Annotated in this window: 16 protein-coding genes; 7 read left to right on the forward strand and 9 right to left on the reverse strand. The window is 50.5% G+C overall.

Annotated features, from left to right (window positions below; all coding sequences use genetic code 11):
- Positions 1-4: 4 nt before the first annotated feature.
- A complete protein-coding gene (gene ilvB / locus H6750_01730; GenBank protein ID MCB9773030.1) occupies positions 5-1780 on the reverse strand; it encodes a biosynthetic-type acetolactate synthase large subunit in 1776 nt (591 codons plus the stop codon).
- Between the two features lie 254 nt (positions 1781-2034).
- On the opposite strand from ilvB, the gene bioF reads away from it, so the two are divergent.
- The 5 genes from bioF (at position 2035) to H6750_01755 (ending at position 7992) form a co-directional block, all read left to right on the forward strand.
- Entirely contained in the window at positions 2035-3195 is a 1161-nt protein-coding gene (gene bioF, locus H6750_01735; protein ID MCB9773031.1) for an 8-amino-7-oxononanoate synthase, read from the forward strand.
- A gap of 267 nt (positions 3196-3462) precedes the next feature.
- Positions 3463-5346: a protein kinase gene (locus tag H6750_01740; GenBank protein ID MCB9773032.1), complete on the forward strand. Its 1884-nt coding sequence runs from the start codon at positions 3463-3465 to the stop codon at positions 5344-5346.
- A gap of 190 nt (positions 5347-5536) precedes the next feature.
- Positions 5537-7063, forward strand: a complete 1527-nt coding sequence (locus tag H6750_01745) for a YifB family Mg chelatase-like AAA ATPase (GenBank protein MCB9773033.1) — start codon at positions 5537-5539, stop codon at positions 7061-7063.
- A 9-nt stretch (positions 7064-7072) separates the two neighbouring features.
- A complete protein-coding gene (locus H6750_01750) occupies positions 7073-7288 on the forward strand; it encodes a hypothetical protein (GenBank protein ID MCB9773034.1) in 216 nt (71 codons plus the stop codon).
- Between the two features lie 269 nt (positions 7289-7557).
- Positions 7558-7992: a hypothetical protein gene (locus H6750_01755; protein ID MCB9773035.1), complete on the forward strand. Its 435-nt coding sequence runs from the start codon at positions 7558-7560 to the stop codon at positions 7990-7992.
- 323 nt (positions 7993-8315) lie between these two features.
- On the opposite strand, the gene H6750_01760 is transcribed toward H6750_01755, so the two are convergent.
- Positions 8316-8564: a hypothetical protein gene (locus tag H6750_01760; protein MCB9773036.1), complete on the reverse strand. Its 249-nt coding sequence runs from the start codon at positions 8562-8564 to the stop codon at positions 8316-8318.
- Between the two features lie 67 nt (positions 8565-8631).
- Positions 8632-9672 (reverse strand): low-specificity L-threonine aldolase, encoded by a 1041-nt coding sequence (gene ltaE, locus H6750_01765; GenBank protein ID MCB9773037.1) that lies wholly within the window; start codon positions 9670-9672, stop codon positions 8632-8634.
- Between the two features lie 100 nt (positions 9673-9772).
- On the opposite strand from ltaE, the gene H6750_01770 reads away from it, so the two are divergent.
- Positions 9773-10627: a sugar nucleotide-binding protein gene (locus tag H6750_01770; protein ID MCB9773038.1), complete on the forward strand. Its 855-nt coding sequence runs from the start codon at positions 9773-9775 to the stop codon at positions 10625-10627.
- Positions 10628-11517: 890 nt separating this feature from the next.
- Here H6750_01770 and H6750_01775 read toward each other — a convergent pair.
- From H6750_01775 to purH, 6 genes are all read right to left on the reverse strand, one after another.
- On the reverse strand, positions 11518-11880 hold the full coding sequence (locus H6750_01775; protein MCB9773039.1) for a VOC family protein: 363 nt from the start codon (positions 11878-11880) through the stop codon (positions 11518-11520).
- A 536-nt stretch (positions 11881-12416) separates the two neighbouring features.
- Complete coding sequence (locus tag H6750_01780) at positions 12417-12824, reverse strand: putative toxin-antitoxin system toxin component, PIN family (protein MCB9773040.1); 408 nt, start codon at positions 12822-12824, stop codon at positions 12417-12419.
- Entirely contained in the window at positions 12821-13084 is a 264-nt protein-coding gene (locus H6750_01785; protein ID MCB9773041.1) for an AbrB/MazE/SpoVT family DNA-binding domain-containing protein, read from the reverse strand. The genes H6750_01780 and H6750_01785 overlap by 4 nt, the downstream gene beginning before the upstream one ends.
- A 191-nt stretch (positions 13085-13275) precedes the next feature.
- Complete coding sequence (locus H6750_01790) at positions 13276-13923, reverse strand: threonylcarbamoyl-AMP synthase (protein ID MCB9773042.1); 648 nt, start codon at positions 13921-13923, stop codon at positions 13276-13278.
- Between the two features lie 17 nt (positions 13924-13940).
- Complete coding sequence (gene purD / locus H6750_01795) at positions 13941-15215, reverse strand: phosphoribosylamine--glycine ligase (protein ID MCB9773043.1); 1275 nt, start codon at positions 15213-15215, stop codon at positions 13941-13943.
- 221 nt (positions 15216-15436) lie between these two features.
- Complete coding sequence (purH, locus tag H6750_01800; protein ID MCB9773044.1) at positions 15437-16993, reverse strand: bifunctional phosphoribosylaminoimidazolecarboxamide formyltransferase/IMP cyclohydrolase; 1557 nt, start codon at positions 16991-16993, stop codon at positions 15437-15439.
- A gap of 564 nt (positions 16994-17557) precedes the next feature.
- Between purH and H6750_01805 the strand changes: the two genes are divergently transcribed.
- Positions 17558-18214: a hypothetical protein gene (locus H6750_01805; protein MCB9773045.1), complete on the forward strand. Its 657-nt coding sequence runs from the start codon at positions 17558-17560 to the stop codon at positions 18212-18214.
- Positions 18215-18379 lie beyond the last annotated feature (165 nt).

Below are 18379 nucleotides of genomic sequence, written 5' to 3' on the forward strand. Positions count from 1 at the left end.
TACTCTAAGCTGTGATGACAGAATCCGAATCCGCCTGAGTACCAATTTTTTGCATGGCATTGGGCTTCTTTAAGTCCGGAGGATCTGCTAATAACATTTCATGATTACAGCCTCCGGCCGGAATCATGGGATAACAATTTTCAAACTGGTAGGTCGGGACATCAATCACGACCGGACCCTTAATGGAAAGCGCTTCACGAATGCCGCTATCCATTTCCGAAACCTTTTCAATTCGAATACCTGCAGCCCCATAGGCTTCGGCTAATTTCACAAAATCAGGAACGGTCCCCAGATAGCTTGACGCATACCGGCCCTCATAAAACAAATCCTGCCACTGCCGAACCATGCCATGGAAGCGGTTATTTATAATAAAAACTTTAACCGGTAGTTGCTCGACGACTGCGGTCGCCAACTCTTGAGTATTCATTTGAAAACTGCCATCACCGGCGACACACAGAACCAGTCGATCCGGAAACGCAGCTTGCGCACCCATCGCGGCCGGCAATCCAAAACCCATGGTCCCCAGTCCCCCTGATGTTAACCAGGATTGAGGATTTTGTAATTTAAAATATTGAGCTGACCACATCTGGTGTTGACCTACGTCTGTGGCCAAAATAGGATTTCGGTCGCTCGTCAGCTGATACAGGCGATCAATAAGAAATTGTGGCTTAATTTGTCCGTCAGGATCCTGATCATAGCGTAGAGGGTGCGCTTGCCTCCAGGCATTCAGTTGATCCCACCAGGGCTTTCTTTGCTCCTTTTGATTCCCATTCACCGTAGCCCGAAGAATATTATTCAATTCGATGAGTACTCGCTTACAATCACCGACAATAGGAATGTCTACCTGAATATTTTTCCGAATAGAGGTCGGATCAATATCGATGTGAATAATTTTCGCATCGGGACAAAACTCTGAAACCTTGCCCGTCACCCGATCATCAAATCGTGCCCCAACGGCAATAACCAGGTCAGAATAATGCATGGCCATGTTCGCGACATACGTTCCATGCATGCCCAGCATCCCCAGTGAAAGGGGATGGTTTCCGGGAAATGCCCCAAGTGCCATCAACGTCATATCCACCGGAATTTGCGTCAGCTCGGCCAGTTCTTTTACCTCCGGAGAGGCCCCGGATAACACGACTCCTCCACCCACATATAAAATCGGACGCTTGGCTTTCATGATCGCGTCCGCCGCTTGTTTAATTTTCCACCGACTTCCGTCGTACGTGGGATTATATCCGCGAATGGAAACAGCCGTCGGGTAATGAAAGTCCGCTTTATCGAGCGAAATATCTTTAGGAATATCGACTAAAACCGGGCCAGGACGACCAGTGGTGGCAATATAAAACGCCTCCTTAATCGTCTGTGCTAAATCTTTCACGTCCTTGACCAGGAAATTGTATTTGGTGCAGGGACGACTGAGACCGATGTTGTCGGCCTCTTGAAAGGCATCGTTGCCGATTAAGGCGGTCGGAACCTGTCCTGAAAAGACGACTATGGGAACTGAATCCATATACGCGTCCGCAAGTGACGTGATAACATTTGTCATGCCGGGACCGGAGGTAATCAGTGCCACACCGGGTTTCCCCATGGCTTTGGCGTATCCGACGGCCATAAACCCGGCACCTTGTTCATGTCGTGTCAGAATTACCCGAATATCTTTTTGCTGGTGCAAGACATCGAATATTTTGAGAACCACTCCGCCTGGTAAGGCAAACATGGTTTTCACGCCCTCACGCTTTAATGCTTCCAAGAAGATTTCTGCACCAGTGATTTTCATGATTCTCACCCTTTGGTTAATTTGACGACGGACGAAACCTGGTGTACCTCATCGTCCCGGTAAAGGCTCTCAAAAACCTCTCCGACAAAAAATATTCCCCATTTGTGGTAAATTTATTGAGTACATAAATAAACCATTGTAATCATTATAATTTTTTCAAGTCAATATTTATTGTAACAGGGTTGATCCCATTACGAAATACCTGTGGAGGACAGATCCTATAGGTAATATTTCAAAATCTTGCGGCCCTCTCAATGTTTAGAGAAAACCTTCAGACCTTAGCGCAACAACATCTGTTGAGGGAATTATCTCTCATCAACTCCCCCTCGGCTCCTGTTATTTCAGTGGAAGGGCGGGAAGTCCTGCTTTTTGCCTCCAATAACTATCTTGGGCTAGCCAACCATCACCAGGTAAAAGATGCCGCCATGAAGGCCATCGAAAAATTTGGCGTAGGATCTGGAGCCTCACGGTTAATTTCCGGCAACATCACCCCTCATCACGTTTTAGAAGATGAATTGGCCGGTTTTAAGGAAACAGAGGCGGCTCTCACCTTTTCCTCAGGTTATGCCACCAATATAGGAGTCATACCGAATCTTGCTACGGCAGATAGCCTGATTTTAGCGGATCGGTTATGTCATGCCAGTCTGATCGATGGTTGCCGCCTCAGCCGGGCCACGCTACGAGTCTTCCATCATAACGATATCAGCCATCTCAAGCGCCTTCTGGCAACACCACGCTCACGGACTTCGACGCTCATTCTGACTGAAGGAGTGTTTAGTATGGATGGAGATGTGGCTCCGCTGCCCGAAATAGCCAGATTGGCAGAAGAGTATGGAGCCACCCTGCTCATTGATGACGCGCATGGCACCGGGGTCATGGGCGCAACCGGTCGAGGCACGGTGGAACATTTTGGATTAGACTCCCGCCACATCCTGCAGATGGGTACGCTCAGTAAAGCCCTTGGGTCCAGCGGCGGTTTTATTGCCGGGCCAAAAGATTTCGTGTCCTATCTGGTTAATACCGCACGCTCATTTATCTATACCACCGCCCCACCACCCGCCGTTGCCGCAGCAGCGAGCGCAGCTCTGGCGGTCATCCGGCAGGAACCCCAACGCAGGATGATGCTCTGGCGCAATCGAGAGTTTTTGCATCACGGCTTAGTGACCATGGGATTCAAACTGACCGACACGCAGAGCCCTATTCTCCCGATCATGGTGAACGACCCGGAACTCGGGGTTCAGATGAGCCAATACTTACGAGCAGAGGGCGTGTGGATTCCGGCTGTCCGCCCCCCTACGGTCCCTAAAGGAACCAGCCGCCTCCGCATCACGGTTACAGCCGATCATTCTCTTGAGCACCTTGAGACCGCCCTCCGAGCACTACGGAAAGTAGGAACAGCCCTTAAGGTCCTCTGAGCGAAAGATTGCCCCATGAACTCTCCTTATTCCTGCCAGCTGATCCTGAAAAACGCCCTCTCCCTATGTCCTACATTTGAAATCCCAAGAGATCAATAATCCCCTCCATTCAAGAAAATCAAACGGTATTCCGACAAGATGAGCAGGAATTCCATGGCTTCGAGTTTTCCGGATTGCTTGATAAGGGTGCCTTCGTTTCAATGCGCCACGACAACCAAACCTACGCATTCATGACAAATTTTCGTTAAAAAAGTTAGGGTTTTTTGTATGAATACACAACTGTTGCCTGGAAAAATTGAAATACAGGGAGAGATTGCCAAAGGCCAAACCGGTACCATTTACTATGGGTATGATCTCGAACTGCGGCAGGAAATGGCGATTAAAGTGTATCATACCCATATCAATGGTCGGCTCATTCGTGGAAAAGCCTTCATCGAAAAAGCCAAATCGCTCCTTCGGTTAGAACACCCCAATCTCATTAAAATTTTCAAAGTAGAAGAGCAGGACGGCACCCCCGTCGTCTGCATGGAATTTTTTGATGCTCCCAGTCTCCAACACGTCATTCAGAATGAAGGGCCGCTTTCAGTCGAAAAAATGCTCTTACTCGCTCGTGAAATTGCGGAAGTGTTAGTTCACATCCACTTTCAAGGCATCATTCACGGCACACTCCATCCTGGACACGTCCTGGTCGGCCCTCAAGGACAGATCAAAGTCATGGATCTCGGATTATCTTGGATCCTGATGGACATCGTGAAAAACTGTGACGCTGAGTTACTCAGACCATTACCCTACCTGCTCCCGGAAACTGCCAAAAGCGAACTGCTGACCCTCGGCAGCGATTTGTATTGCTTGGGATTCATGATGTACGACATGCTCACCACGCGAGTGCCCTATTCCGGTCTTCCGAAGACATCGATTATGGGGAAACTGGCCTTCGACCAGGCTGACCCGATTTTTGACTTCCCCGACCATGTCCCGAAAGCCATCTGTGAGCTTATTCGCCAAATGACCCGGAATCAGTCCTCAGAACGGCTTCAAGATGCCACCCATGTCCTCACCATTTTAAATCAGCAATTGGCAAAATTTGCCCCTGAAGTTTTGATGCCCCCAGCGGCTCCTGCAGAACCTCAACCAACGCCGGAAATCCAAACAGCCATAATAGAGACACCGAGCCTTCCACCACAGGCACCAGTATCAGTAACCCCTCCAAGCCAACCGCCTGCCATGACTCGGCCGAAACATTCCACCGACTATCAAGGAATACACCGAGCCAAGACCAGAAAAAAATTTGGTGTAATGATTGGAATCGCCTTACTTCTCCTTATTGGTAGCACAATAGGTTATATGTATAAGGAAGAGCTCGGCATCCCTTTCCTGGCATCGAATCAACCTTGGGTCCCCGAGCAGCCACTCATCAACCAACCGGCTCCCAACGTTCAACCAACAGACTCATTCACGACCAGACCTCCTGACGACCCAATTTCTTCTCCGCTGAATACTTCAACGACCGGAATGCCGCAGGGGAAAACCGATGGCACACCAAATAGTGATACCTTAAACTGGGCAATCCCGCCCTCCCCTGCGCCAAAAACGGCGGTGACAGAGGATCACTCCTTGCAATCTGATGCATCACACCACCCGCAAACACCATTGACTTCTCCTACGGAACGCACCCGTGCACAATCTCCGAACCCGAGCCCACAACATATCTCTGAAGGCAACCAGGTTCCGGATCAACCAAACATTGAGCCACCCCAAGACCATTCCAACATAGCCAATCCACTATCTTCAAAAAAACCGGTTACTCCGGTCTCGGCCCCCACGCAGACAACAAATCCTCCAGCAACGGGGCCAAGAACTGTCCCCACGGTCACGGAGAAACCCGAGTCACACTCTGAACAGTCTTCAGTAGTTTCCCCCAAGGGATCGCAACCCTCCCAGGACTCAACTGCTCCCTCCCCGAACTCCGAGTCGTTAGACAACGTGGAAAGCAAGGAACTCAAAGACATATTGGATTCGGTTCAGAGCCCTGAGAACGGAGCAGCCCTTTCCACCGATGGAACAAGTCCTATACTTCCTTCACCTCCGAATCCCCCGTCTCTTACTCCTTCACCGAAAATCCCCCCTCTTTCATCTCCCGTATCCCCATAAGCACTGGCTCACAGTGCAAATTTTCAAAAACCCCATGCATGAGTCAACCACAGAAGACCAATATGTCTGCCCCTTTCGGCCAGCAGGACGATTCCTCCACATTATGAGGTTAAAGGTTCCCAAAAAAACCGGACTTAAAATCCGTGAATGCACACCCACTACAAGTCCTAAACGGGAATAGGTAAGCAACATGTTAGCCAAAATTCAAAGCGTGGGATTAGTGGGATTAGAAGCCAACCTCATTGAAATTGAGGTGGATATTGGTGGAGGCCTTCCACAATTTTCTATCGTGGGGCTACCCGATGCGACCGTTCGTGAAAGCCGGGACCGGGTTCGATCGGCACTTAAAAACACAGGGTTTCATTTTCCTGCAAAAAAAATCACCGTCAATTTGGCGCCAGCCGGATTAAAAAAGGAAGGGGCAGGTCTCGAATTGGGGATTGCCATCGGCATTTTGGTAGCCGAAGGGGTCCTGTCACAAGAAGCCGTCACCTCCTACATTTTTGTCGGGGAACTGGCACTGGATGGCAGAATCAAAGCGGTTCCCGGGGCATTGTCCATGGCTATGGCCACCCGTCACCCCTTTTCATTGATCCTGCCTCACGACAATGCCTCGCAGGCTGCCGTGGTCGACCACGCCACTGTATTTAGCGTCTCTACCCTCCCTCAGGTGGTGGAATTTCTTCAGGGGGCACTCACGCTCCTTCCTGCAAAAAATACCTTCTCCATCGAGCCACCAGGACTTACCGCCACGGAAGAAGACTTTGCCGATGTAGTGGGACAATTTCAGGCCAAACGTGCCTTGGAGGTGGCTGCCGCTGGTGGGCATAATCTTCTCATGGTAGGTCCACCGGGATCGGGGAAAACCATGTTAGCCCAACGGTTAACAGGTATTCTTCCACCCATGAGCTTTCAGGAATGTTTGGAAGCCAGTCAGGTCCATAGTGTGGCCGGAAACCTTCCACCTCATGCGGCCCTTCTTGCCAATCGCCCCTTTCGTGCCCCCCATCACACCATTTCAGAAGCCGGCCTCGTTGGAGGAGGATCCATTCCCCGTCCCGGAGAAGTCTCTCTGGCACATCATGGCGTCCTCTTTTTAGACGAGGCATTGGAATTTAAGCGGTCGCTCTTGGATAGCTTACGCCAGCCACTGGAAAATGGAACCGTCACACTGACCCGCGCACAGGCCAGCTTCACGTTTCCCGCTAAACTCATGTTGATCGTGGCGATGAATCCCTGCCCATGTGGATATTGCGGAGACCCTACCCATGAATGCATCTGTACGCCCTATCACATTCAACGATATCGAAGCCGTCTGTCCGGTCCACTCCTCGACCGGCTGGATATTCACATCGAAGTCCCCGCTGTCCCGGTCAAAGAACTATCGGGCAGAATAACCGGTGAAGCCTCTTCCGCCATTCGTCACCGAGTGATCCAGGCACGACAACGTCAGATCGACCGCTACCGTGCTGAGCAGACCCTCAACAATGCACAGCTCAAGCCTCGCTTGCTTAAAAAATATTGCCAACTGGATCAAGCCGGAAACACCCTGTTAGATCAAGCCGTCAGCCGACTAGGATTGTCCGCACGGGCCTATGGGCGGATTTTACGTGTGGCCCGAACTATTGCCGACTTAGGAGAATCGGTTATGATTTCTTCCACACATGTCGCCGAAGCGATTCAGTACCGAACATTCGATCGACCCATTCTGGCATAAGGACATTTCATGGAATCGTTTAAAGTGTTTCGATGGTGGTTCATGATTGGCGCCCTCATGGCACTGGCTGTCATCATGATTCAAGGCGGGATTCGCGATCTGATGCTGGCTAATGAACCTATATGGGAAATCAAACTGGTCGAATTGGGACCGCCCATCTTTGGGGGAGGTCTCTTGGGTGGATGCATTGCCCTCATCCTGAATCGAATCAAGGATAAGTCCTAATTCCAGTTACGTGTGACGACCTCCCGGCACCCTCTCCCCCACATCCCAAGCGCGCTCAGAATTTAACGCTCAAAGCGTGTCTTCAGCCTGGGCGAAGGAAGGCGCGTTCAGTACTTTCCATAGGTATCCCTAAAACCATCCCGAGTTGCCACACGTGTTTTCAACACTCATCCAAGGAACATTTCCTCTAGCCACCAGGCTGATCCGGTCAGTACAATACGGTTCAGTTCTGAGTCGATTCACTGAAGAAAAAAGGAGGCATGGTGGGCATGGATGTGAAAGTCGGACCGCATTGGTACCGCAATTCCAATGGAATTGTAGAAATTGACGGACTCCCCCAAATCGAAATGCAGCTTCGAAAAACCGGAGGAACCCCTGTTCGAGTCAATTTTGCCATTTTCGATAAAGTTGGAAAATTGCACGCAAAGATTGAAGCCAATTCCCTGGTCATTAACGAACAAGGAGCCTATCAACTGGAACGGTTGGAGAACGGCATAATTTTATCCAACAGAGGAGACAAGAAACGGGTACTGGCCATTAACGTGACTGGCACTGATCAGGTGGAAATACCGGAAGGCGAATTCTATACGCTCAAAGGGCATCTCCTGAAGATCACGCCCCATGAATGGTCAGTAGAAAAAACCACGAAACAGTCAGGCGAGACAGACATGAAGGGACAACCCGTTGCGGTTGGTTCTCAGTAAATGCGTCAGGGAAACGGGAGGTCGTTGAAGCCAAACATTTGTCTTCCCCAGACCACCACGGTCGTCAAATTTCAGCCGACGGGGCGTGACATCGCCCTTCACAAATTGCACACATTCGTCCGCGGACGCCGTCCCCTACTATGGCTGGTCCCAATGAACTGCAGAGGTCCAGCGCCACAACATCTGACCCTTGATACGTCCACAAGCGGCCACATTTCTGACAACAGTACCAAATAGTATACCCAGGCCACTCCCGATCACGCACAGCCATGAGTACAATCTCCTTTGCCTACCTCTTAATTACACGATCGGACTAATCGGACTCAATCGTCCGGCATTTCCGCCTGAATCTTTTCAGGCAGTGTCTGTACCCAATCATCGAAGGGCAGATCGGCATCCACGACAATTTCCAGCTTGCCATTGGGCAACCGACGAACGACCCCTGGACTTGCCGGGGCCAGGGGAATTTCCACTGCCTCTCGGGAAATATCCAACTCATCCGTCACTTCTAAAATTCTCGTAATATGCTGAAACGAAACCGTATCCAATAAACTCACGTAGGCTCCCTTCATCAGGCTGATCAATAGAAATTGTAGGAACTGTCCCAGACCCTGTCAACGAATTCCGGGGTGGCGACATTCACACCGCGGCTGAAAAAACCTGCCTGAAGATCCGCCCGGCAGCAACCATATCTTCATGATTGACATCCAAATGCGTCACCACCCGAAACGCCCGATCCCCCATGGCATTCAACAGGACTCCGGCCTCCCGGCAGTCAGCTAATAACGTGTCGGTCGTTTTAGAAGAATGGGGGACCTGAAACATCACCATATTGGTCTCAACTGTCTTGACATCAACGACCACACTGGGGATGTCCTCCAAGAGTGTCGCCAGATAATGCGCATTCACATGATCCTCTGCCAATCGGGCAATATGATGCTCAAGTGCATACACACCGGCAGCGGCCAGAATGCCCACCTGCCGCATCCCCCCGCCAAACACTTTGCGAAGACGGCGCAATGTTTGAACACGTGCCGCATCCGACACCACCATCGACCCGACGGGAGCCCCCAACCCTTTCGACAAACAAAACGACACCGTATCAAAGGGACGAGCATAGTCAGCAGCCGCCACACCGGTTGAGATCACCGCATTGAACAATCGAGCACCATCCAAATGCAGGGACAGTCCATGGGTGCGGGCCACCTCTGCAATTTGATGGATGACCTCCAAGGAATAAATCGATCCTCCACCCACATTATGCGTCTGCTCCAGACACACCAACGTCGTTGGAGGATTATGAAGCCCCTTTGGCCGAATAGCGGCTTCGACCGATTCCGGCGAGAGGCGCCCGCGATTACCCGGCACGCAAACCAATTGGACACCGGAGAGCGAAGAGGCCGATCCCCCTTCATAGCGAATGAGATGGGACGTACTATCCACGATCACCTCATCACCGGGCCTGGTGTGCAACCGGAGAGCCAATTGATTGCCCATCACCCCTGAAGGAACAAAGACCGCAGCTTCTTTGCCTAACATTTCAGCGGCCATGGCTTCCAATCGATTCACGGTCGGATCTTCTCCATACACATCATCACCCACTTCGGCCTGAGCCATCGCCTCCCGCATGGCGGGTGTGGGTTTCGTCACAGTATCGCTACGCAAATCAATTTTATGCATAAGCCGATTCCTTCCAAAAATATTGACCCTGCAGGTATTCTAAGGAACCGTCTGTCTTCACACAAGATTTTCCTTTTGGCATTGGTCTACAATGCGGGCGATGAACACACGTCTCCTCGTCACCGGCGGAGCGGGCTTTTTAGGCAATCACCTCCTACGTCGGGCCAATCAATTTGTCGCAGCCGGAACGCTGCACGCCACGCCCTCCACATCCCTTCCCGGCGTAACCTTTCATGTGTGTGATCTCCAAAGCCCTGAGGAAGTTCGAATCCTCATGGATCGGGTGCAACCAGACGTCATTATTCACACCGCCTGCTCGGAGCAGGGAAAAGGCATTGAAGCGATCCTCCCTGCAGCAGGACTTCTTGCCATGCAATCAGTAGAACGAAATATTCGCTTCATTCACCTTTCGACCGATCAAGTCTTTGATGGGACTTCGGCGCCTTATACCGAAGAGAGCCCCACGAACCCCATCAACCCCTATGGCCATGCCAAAGCCAAGGCGGAGGAACTCATCCGCTCCCTGAACCCGAAGGCCACCATCATCCGCACCTCGCTGCTCTATGATCTGCGCACGCCGGACCGCCAGACGACACGCTTAATCAAGGCCACACAAACCGGCGAACCGTATCGCTTGTTCGTTGATGAACTTCGCTGTCCCGTCTGGGTTGAAAACTTTGCCAAAGTCTTATTGGAGGTAGCCACCATGGATGCCCCAGGCATCTTACATATAGCAGGCCCTGAAAGCCTGAACCGTTGGGACTTGGGGATAGGTTTGCTCCATCATTTCGGGATCACGCCGACACCAAATATTCAACAGGGAACCATCGAAGAATCCGGACTGGTCCGCCCCAAAAACCTTACCATGATCTCTTCCCGTGCCAAACAGCTTCTCCGTACACCCCCATTTTCCTTTTTGGAAGCCAGGGAAAAATTTCAAAATCTCAAAATTTAAAAAACCTGGCAACCACCATGAAGAAGCTATAAGTCTCTTTTCCCCCCATGGTTAAATCGTGTTCGTCGTCAAGGGATTTATCCACGGCTATTCGCTAACATTCTACATTTTGACATATACCCATATCAGATCATACATCTATACATATGAAGACAACTGTCGATAGGTCTCAATCACTTTGACATGAAGCCAAAAAATTGGGGATGGGGATTGCGGTTGACGCGCGTATCCTAGTGTCTGCCCATCGAGAAGATTCTACATGGCATCACTCGGACTACGACCATCTAGGAAGCTTAGCGGAAAGGGCCAAATCCTGGGCCATTCCCTGGCCATGTCTGCATAAATTTCTGGCGATTGTGACTCATCCGCGAATCTTCAAAATATCCACGGCCCTCCGGGTGCCTGTGAGCAAGTAGATGCGTGGTTAGAATCCCCCAAAGTCATACTCCTTTCAAAGACACATGACTATTGGCAATTATTTCGACTGGCGGTGATAGAGGGAAAAGTTCAAGGTCCTCTCGTCCATGATGCCCGCATCGCGTCTCTTTGCCGACATCATGGCATTCAGGAGTTGTGGACAGCGGATCGTGACTTCAGCTGATTTCCCACTCATTCTCCTCGCAACCCACTGCACTGATACATTGGTGCCTGCAAGCCATGGGAAAAGAAGTGGCTAAGAAAAATGGAAAAATCCCAAGGAGAAATGACTTTGTTTTCGTGGGGATAACCGTAAAGAATATCTTACGGCAAGAGCTGATTACACCCATGGGCCAAGCCCAAGGAACCCCGGCCGCATGGAAGAACCCAGTGGAACGAGTACCCAAAAGCCATGCTCCTGATACCTTACCTTCAAACTCTCACCAACAAACTTGAACCCTAATCCTAATTTATTAGGGGTTTCGTTTATGAATGCCGAGTTTGTTACCGTCGGGGTCCAGGATTATGGCTGCCCGGCAGTGAGGAAGGTCGAAAGGCTCAAGGGCAAACTGGACGTTGTGGTACCTGAGATGTTCTATGGTTTTGTCAAAGTCCTCTACTGTCAGCACAAGCTGGGGACCGTCCCCGGATGGCTTCAAGAAGGGTTCTTTGCCAATGGCCAGCGTGTGAGGACCAACCTCATACTCGACCCAAAATCCGTCGACCAGATCCATGGAAGTCGCACTGGCGAGCCCTAGAACGCCCTCATAAAAGGCACGGGACCGCGCCAGATCTGTGGCCGGGTATACAATAAAAGCAAATTCAACAATCTTCATTGGCGGCATCATATTCGGTGATAGCCTAACAGAGTCAGCATTTTTCGGTCTCCTTATCAGAAGATCTGCCTTCTGCCCTATCAAATTAACCTGCAGATCGGCCAACCGGGCTGACACTCAAACCAGGGGGCGGACCTTGTCTGAGCTTGGCGAGTTGGTCCGCCTTTCCGTTGCTTGCGTCAGCACGATTGAATGTAGCCGATCTGGGCATCAATGGTTTGGGGTCCTTTTGCCGGTACAAAAGAGACGCGGCCGCCGGGACAAAACCCGGCAACACATAACATCACGTTGACACGAGAATTGGAAACACAAATTCAATGCGTTCACCGGCCAGCATATTTTTTCTAGTAAATCCGAAGATGAATTCTCAATTTATATAGTCAATCAGTAGGCCAGATCCATTTTAGAAACCCTAAAATTGGCCAGGCGAATCATTCCTCAATTAACTAAATATGTCAAATTAGCAACCGCCTCAATAGGACCGACTCCCGCCAAAAATTGGGTTGGAAAAGGAAGTGAACAACCCCTATTGACAGTTATTTCTTGTGTGGCAGATATCGATCCACGAATACTCTGGGGGGCACGACCGAAATCCCCTTGTATCCCGATATCTTCTGCAGGGCTTTATCACCACTGCAAATAAATTTTGACCGGCCTGCCAGAGCACAAGCCATAAATTCATCAGGATCGGAGCACACACGTTCATTTAAAGGGGGGGCATGAACGACAATGGCATGGGAGATCAGAAGCTCGAGAAACGGAAAAAGGTCAACGGTTGCGTATTTCTCGGACAGCTCAACGCCAACTCGTCGGTATTCGTCCAGAATTTCAGCAGAGACGACAATTTCAACTTGGCCAACTCTCCAAGATTTCAGAATGTCAAAAGGCGGTCCAGCGAAAAACACCCCAGAAATAAAGACATTGGTGTCAAGGACGAGCCTCATGAAGCGGTTCGGACTTTGGCAATGGCCTTTCCAATGTCCGAACGCTTCAACCTGGCGTCCCTCGCTTGCCGCCTGGCCTTATCGATTAGCGAATCAAATTCATTCAAGACAGGCTTTTTGATGCTTTTGAGAATGACCGCGTCGTCTTGCCCCACTACCACAAATTGATCGCCTTCTTTTAAACCCAGTTGCTTTCGTATCTCTTCCGGAATGACGACTTGGCCCTTGGATGAAAGTTTTGTTGTGGCTATAGATGCCATGTTAGTCTCCTTTTCTTTAAACTTACTAGTAAGATTATATTCAATAGATCGGATATATCAAGAGATTTTCTTAATCAAAACAATTTCCCTGGTTGCCTTAGGACAACGACCCGTGGAGGCAAAACAGGAGAGCAGATGGGGAAGAGGGCCCATCTCATTCATTCAATATTATTTGAGAATTTCTCAGAAACCTACCAGGAAAGAGATTTTTCTTTGCGGTCAAGGACTTCTTGAAGTTTCAGGCGGGAAGTAGCCCCCTGTCGAAGGATGCGTAGCTCCGGAAGGATTTGTAACACCGTGGAGGGTTGACCACCCGGCGCAGGTCCGCCATCGACAATCACGTCAACCATCGACCCTAATTGGTGCATCACATCTTCAGCGGATTGCGCCGGCGGCTGTCCGCTTCGATTGGCACTGGTGCCGGTGAGCGGACCGGTGTGCGTCATGAGTTCGCAAACGCGTGGATCATTGGGCTGCCGGACACCAATGGTTCTCTGTCCGCCGGTCAGGATAGGCGAAAGAGTGGAACGAGCCTGCAGAACAAGCGTGAGCAAACCCGGCCAGAACTCTTCCATGAGTGTTCGAGCGACACCGGGGATATCTGCCGTCAGTTGATTCAGTTGGGACGAGTCACCCACTAACACAGGAAAAGGTTTGTGGCTGCGTTCGCCTTTGATCTGCATCAACCGCTCTAATGCCATGTCATTGAAGGGACTGACCGCAAGCGCGTAAAAGCTGTCGGTCGGTACAGCCAGGACTCCGCCATCCTGCAGACATTGTGCAACCTGATGAATCAGTTGGGGCGATGGAAGGGAATTGAGTTGGAGAACGGTGGCCACGACAGAGCGCCCTTAAATCAGGATGGAACCTGCAGCACGCGGTGGCCGATGTCTGAACGGAAATACCGGCCTTCAAACTGAATCGGGGCAAGTGCCTGATGGGCATGATCTCTGGCTCCGGCCAGGGTCGAATCAATCCCGGTTACCCCTAGGACCCTCCCGCCATTCGTAACAATCTTATTATTGGCATAGGAGGTCCCAGCGTGAAACACCATAACCGACTTCGACTCTTTTTCCGGGAGGCCGGTGATCGGCAATCCCGTTTGGTAGGACCCGGGATATCCGCCGGAGGTCAACACCACGCACACCGCTGCCTGGTTGTGCCACTCCACATGCAGTTGGTCCAAACGATGTTCGACCACAGCTTCAAGCACATCCAATAAATCTGTTTTTAAGAGTGGCAAGACCACCTGGGTTTCAGGATCGCCAAAGCGGGCATTAAATTCCAACACATAGGGCTTACCATCCTTCACCATAATCCCCGCGTATAACACGCCGTAAAATGGACTCCCCACCCTGGACAACCCTGTGACCGCCGGAGACAGCACTTCATCAAGAATACGCTGACGGAGTTCCGGTGTTCCCAATGGAGCCGGCGCATAGGCCCCCATCCCTCCAGTATTCAAACCCGTGTCCCCTTCCCCGATTCGTTTATGATCCTGGGCGGGAATCATGGGGATCACCGTTCGACCATCGGCAAAGGCCATTACGGTAAGTTCTTCTCCATCAAGAAATTCTTCCAGCACCACCCGGGCGCCGGCGACTCCAAATCGCTGTTCTTCCAGCATGCTGCGAACCGCTTCACGGGCATCCGCCCTGGTCGCACAGATGATGACCCCCTTCCCTTGCGCCAGGCCATCGGCTTTCACGACAATCGGGAGCGGGCAGGATTCGACCCAGGTTAAAGCCGGCTCCAGCTGGTCAAATGTGCGGGAAGAAGGGGTGGGAATTTTTTCCCGCACCATGAGTTCCTTGGCAAACGATTTGCTTGATTCAATAAGCGCCGCATTGCGAGTGGGGCCAAAAATCCGTAAATGTGATTTTCGGAATTCGTCGGCGATGCCGAGGGAGAGCGGCAGCTCGGGTCCGACCACTGTGAGGTTGATTTCTTTGGATTGTACAAAATCCTTAAGACCTCCAAGATCATCCGCCTGAAGTGGCACACATTCAGCTACCTGAGCGATCCCCGCATTACCGGGGGCACAAAAGAGTTTCCTCACACGAGGGGATTGTGCAAGCTTCCACGCGAGGGCATGCTCGCGACCACCGTTGCCTATGATTAATACGTTCACCGGAAAAACTTGTGCCTCCCGTCATCCCTTTAACATATGGAGGTCAGGAACATTGCCCCAGTCCTCTTATTTTCACCCAGGGTATGCCCTGATGTTCTCTTCCATCATAATTCCCCACCCATCCAGAAAACCGAAAAGAAACGACAACAATAGAACACAACGCTTACCACGTCAGAACAAAGGAACAAGGGAAGATGGTGAAAATGTCGAGGTTGGATCTGTTAATGACGGAAATGGCGCATGCCCGTCATAATCATGGCCATCTTATGCTCATCCACGGCTTGGATGATCTCCTTATCCCGAATAGACCCTCCTGGCTGAATCACGGCGGTAATCCCTGCGCCTGCGGCGGCATCGATGCCATCACGAAATGGGAAAAAGGCATCGGAAGCCATCACGCACCCTTTGATGGGAAGATTCGCTTTCATTTGAGCCAGTTTCACCGAATCAACCCGGCTCATTTGGCCGGCGCCAATGCCGACGGTTTGGGTCTGCGTGGCAAAGACAATGGCATTAGACTTGACGTGCTTGCAGACTTTCCAGGCAAAATCGCAGGCTTGATACTCGTAGTCGGTCGGCTGCCGTTCGCTCGGCATGGATAACTCACCCATCTCATGCAACGACCCAAGATCCCGGTCCTGCACTAAGATCCCGCCCACAATTTTTTTCATGTCCAACGCATCCCGTTGAGCACTTTCCAACGCACCCACCGCTAACAGCCTCAAATCTTTTTTCCGTTGAAGTTCAGCCAAGGCCTCTTCCGAAAATGAAGGCGCAATCAATACCTCCACAAACGTAGAGGTGATTTCTTTGGCCATGGCCAGATCGACGTTTCGATTACAGGCAATGACCCCGCCAAAAGCGGAGACCGGATCCGTTTCTCGCGCCCGGACATAGGCCTCCACCGGCATATCCCCGATGGCGACCCCGCAGGGATTATTGTGTTTGACGATAACGACCGCCGTTTCATCAAACTCCTTCACCAGTTCCAACGCCGCATTCGCATCTAAGTAATTATTATAGGACATGGCTTTGCCATGAAGTTGTTTGGCCTGACAAAGCGAGGCTTCTTTGGTCTGCCGGTCCCGGTATACCGCACCGGCCTGATGCGGATTCTCTCCATACCGTAGATCTTCGATCTTTTCATACGACAGACACAACAACGAGGGGAATTTTTGCTCTGAGGTATCGGCTAACTTGGAGGTGAGATAATTGGCGATCAGGCTGTCATACCTGGCGGTATGGTCAAAGACCTTTTTAGCTAACTCGCGTCGCAAGCCTAAAGAGACCGTTCCCGACTGCAAGGCCTCCAAGACCCGCTCATAATCCTGAGGATCGACCACCACCAGAACATCCTCATGGTTCTTGGCCGCCGACCGGAGCATGGAGGGTCCCCCGATATCAATGTTTTCAATGGCTTCTTCAAACGTACAACCAGGCTTCGCAATGGTCGCTTCAAATGGGTAGAGATTCACGATCACGACATCGATGGGCTCAATTCCCTGCTCGTGCATTTGTCGCACGTGCGCATCCAACGAACGCCGCCCTAATAACCCACCATGAATCTTCGGATGTAACGTTTTCACCCGCCCGTTCAAGATTTCAGGAAACCCGGTGTAATCTGCCACCTCGGTCACGGCAACTCCGGCGTCCCGAAGCATCTTGGCGGTTCCACCTGTCGACAAAATATCCGCATCAAGTGCCGCCAACCCCTTGGCCATTTTCTCTAGACCGGTTTTATCGGATACGCTAATCAGCGCCTTTCCCAATTTTGCCATGTGTTCTCCTGCCACGCGTCTCTGTTAATGGGTAAAAAAGGAAAGTCAGCTTAGCAAATGACCTGAAGAACTTCAACGAATCCTGAAGATCATGCCCCAAGGACCAGCACCCTATTCCTGCTCGTTACCCTATTCCACACCAGCGACATTTTCCTTTGCGAATCTTGAAATTTTGATGTTTCAGCACGACTATTTTCTTATAAACCTCGCATCAGGAAGAGGCTGATTTTCATCCACAACATATTTCTTTATACACCCATAAAGCCAAATTCCGATTCTGCCGAAATAATATATTGAAAGCCGGTTTAATATAATGGCAGTACCATCATTTTGGACAACCCCTCTGTCCATTTGGTTTCAGTAACAAAATTTTCTACTCACATGGTACGCGAAAAGGAGAGCCATGAGTATCAGGGGATTGTTGCATGTTCTGACCTATTCTGGCCGGCGAAAGCCACCTCCGGCCTAATATGACAACCAAAATTTCACCATACTCACGAGTCATATTCCGTTACGATCTTTTTACAACACTGTAAGGACTCTCATAGTCATAAGGATTCATCGATGGATTTCACCCTGATGTTCGTTGTGTTGTTGGTATGTCTTGCATTCGGTGCCATTATGCTCACAGTAAGCATGGGTCCTCCAACAAAGAATAAAAAAGAAGAAAGCCGGATCCAGGGCACGAGCTTCATTCCATCACAAATGTTCATGGGTACCGATGGCGTTGGAGGCATTGCTGTCAACGACCAAACGCTCAAAATTTGCCTGTTATATAGTCCTGCTGTCCCACCACGATTGATTCATATTTCAAGCCTGGTCGGTTCGTTCTTAGTGAAAAATGGAGAAGTCCTTAACGAAGCGCTAAGAACTGCCCCAAAAGCACTCATCTCATTTCAAAAACTTATGCACGCAAACGCAGAAAGATTGATTAAGAGTTGGCAGGCCTCCTCTTCCCAAAAAGACAACCAGCGAATCGACCTCATGGTGTGGATCCACGATGAAGACGAACCGTTCCATGTTGTTAATTTCCTCAATATGGAAACCAAAGAAGGGGGCATTCTCTTTGAAAAATACTTAGATACGGCAACACATTGGCACAAAGTTTTGAATGGACTGATACTCCAAGCCGACCAGCTCGCGTGTCTTCAGATAGAATCGGACCAGAATGCCACAGAACAGCCGACAAAGAACCCTGCTTTAACAAGCGCAGCCTCATAGATTCTGCGCTCCTGTCTCACCAGCCGTATCCCCAGACTCCATAGTTCCTCTCTTCTCCACTTCCGCAAATTCCTACTTTTGGCGTTCCTCAAAATCTCAAACGGTTGTCAGTACCCCACCCATTCGTGAATACCGGGCCTGACCTACTCGGCTCTTCCAGGAATT

Source organism: Nitrospiraceae bacterium (genome assembly GCA_020632595.1).
Classification (GTDB): domain Bacteria; phylum Nitrospirota; class Nitrospiria; order Nitrospirales; family UBA8639; genus Nitrospira_E.

What these genes read in the sequence shown, in the direction of transcription:
- ilvB (MCB9773030.1), bottom strand. Translation starts at nt 1,780, where the DNA reads ATGAAAATCACTGGTGCAGAAATCTTCTTGGAAGCATTAAAGCGTGAG.
- bioF (MCB9773031.1), top strand. Translation starts at nt 2,035, where the DNA reads ATGTTTAGAGAAAACCTTCAGACCTTAGCGCAACAACATCTGTTGAGG.
- H6750_01740 (MCB9773032.1), top strand. Translation starts at nt 3,463, where the DNA reads ATGAATACACAACTGTTGCCTGGAAAAATTGAAATACAGGGAGAGATT.
- H6750_01745 (MCB9773033.1), top strand. Translation starts at nt 5,537, where the DNA reads ATGTTAGCCAAAATTCAAAGCGTGGGATTAGTGGGATTAGAAGCCAAC.
- H6750_01750 (MCB9773034.1), top strand. Translation starts at nt 7,073, where the DNA reads ATGGAATCGTTTAAAGTGTTTCGATGGTGGTTCATGATTGGCGCCCTC.
- H6750_01755 (MCB9773035.1), top strand. Translation starts at nt 7,558, where the DNA reads ATGGATGTGAAAGTCGGACCGCATTGGTACCGCAATTCCAATGGAATT.
- H6750_01760 (MCB9773036.1), bottom strand. Translation starts at nt 8,564, where the DNA reads ATGAAGGGAGCCTACGTGAGTTTATTGGATACGGTTTCGTTTCAGCAT.
- ltaE (MCB9773037.1), bottom strand. Translation starts at nt 9,672, where the DNA reads ATGCATAAAATTGATTTGCGTAGCGATACTGTGACGAAACCCACACCC.
- H6750_01770 (MCB9773038.1), top strand. Translation starts at nt 9,773, where the DNA reads ATGAACACACGTCTCCTCGTCACCGGCGGAGCGGGCTTTTTAGGCAAT.
- H6750_01775 (MCB9773039.1), bottom strand. Translation starts at nt 11,880, where the DNA reads ATGAAGATTGTTGAATTTGCTTTTATTGTATACCCGGCCACAGATCTG.
- H6750_01780 (MCB9773040.1), bottom strand. Translation starts at nt 12,824, where the DNA reads ATGAGGCTCGTCCTTGACACCAATGTCTTTATTTCTGGGGTGTTTTTC.
- H6750_01785 (MCB9773041.1), bottom strand. Translation starts at nt 13,084, where the DNA reads ATGGCATCTATAGCCACAACAAAACTTTCATCCAAGGGCCAAGTCGTC.
- purH (MCB9773044.1), bottom strand. Translation starts at nt 16,993, where the DNA reads ATGGCAAAATTGGGAAAGGCGCTGATTAGCGTATCCGATAAAACCGGT.
- H6750_01805 (MCB9773045.1), top strand. Translation starts at nt 17,558, where the DNA reads ATGGATTTCACCCTGATGTTCGTTGTGTTGTTGGTATGTCTTGCATTC.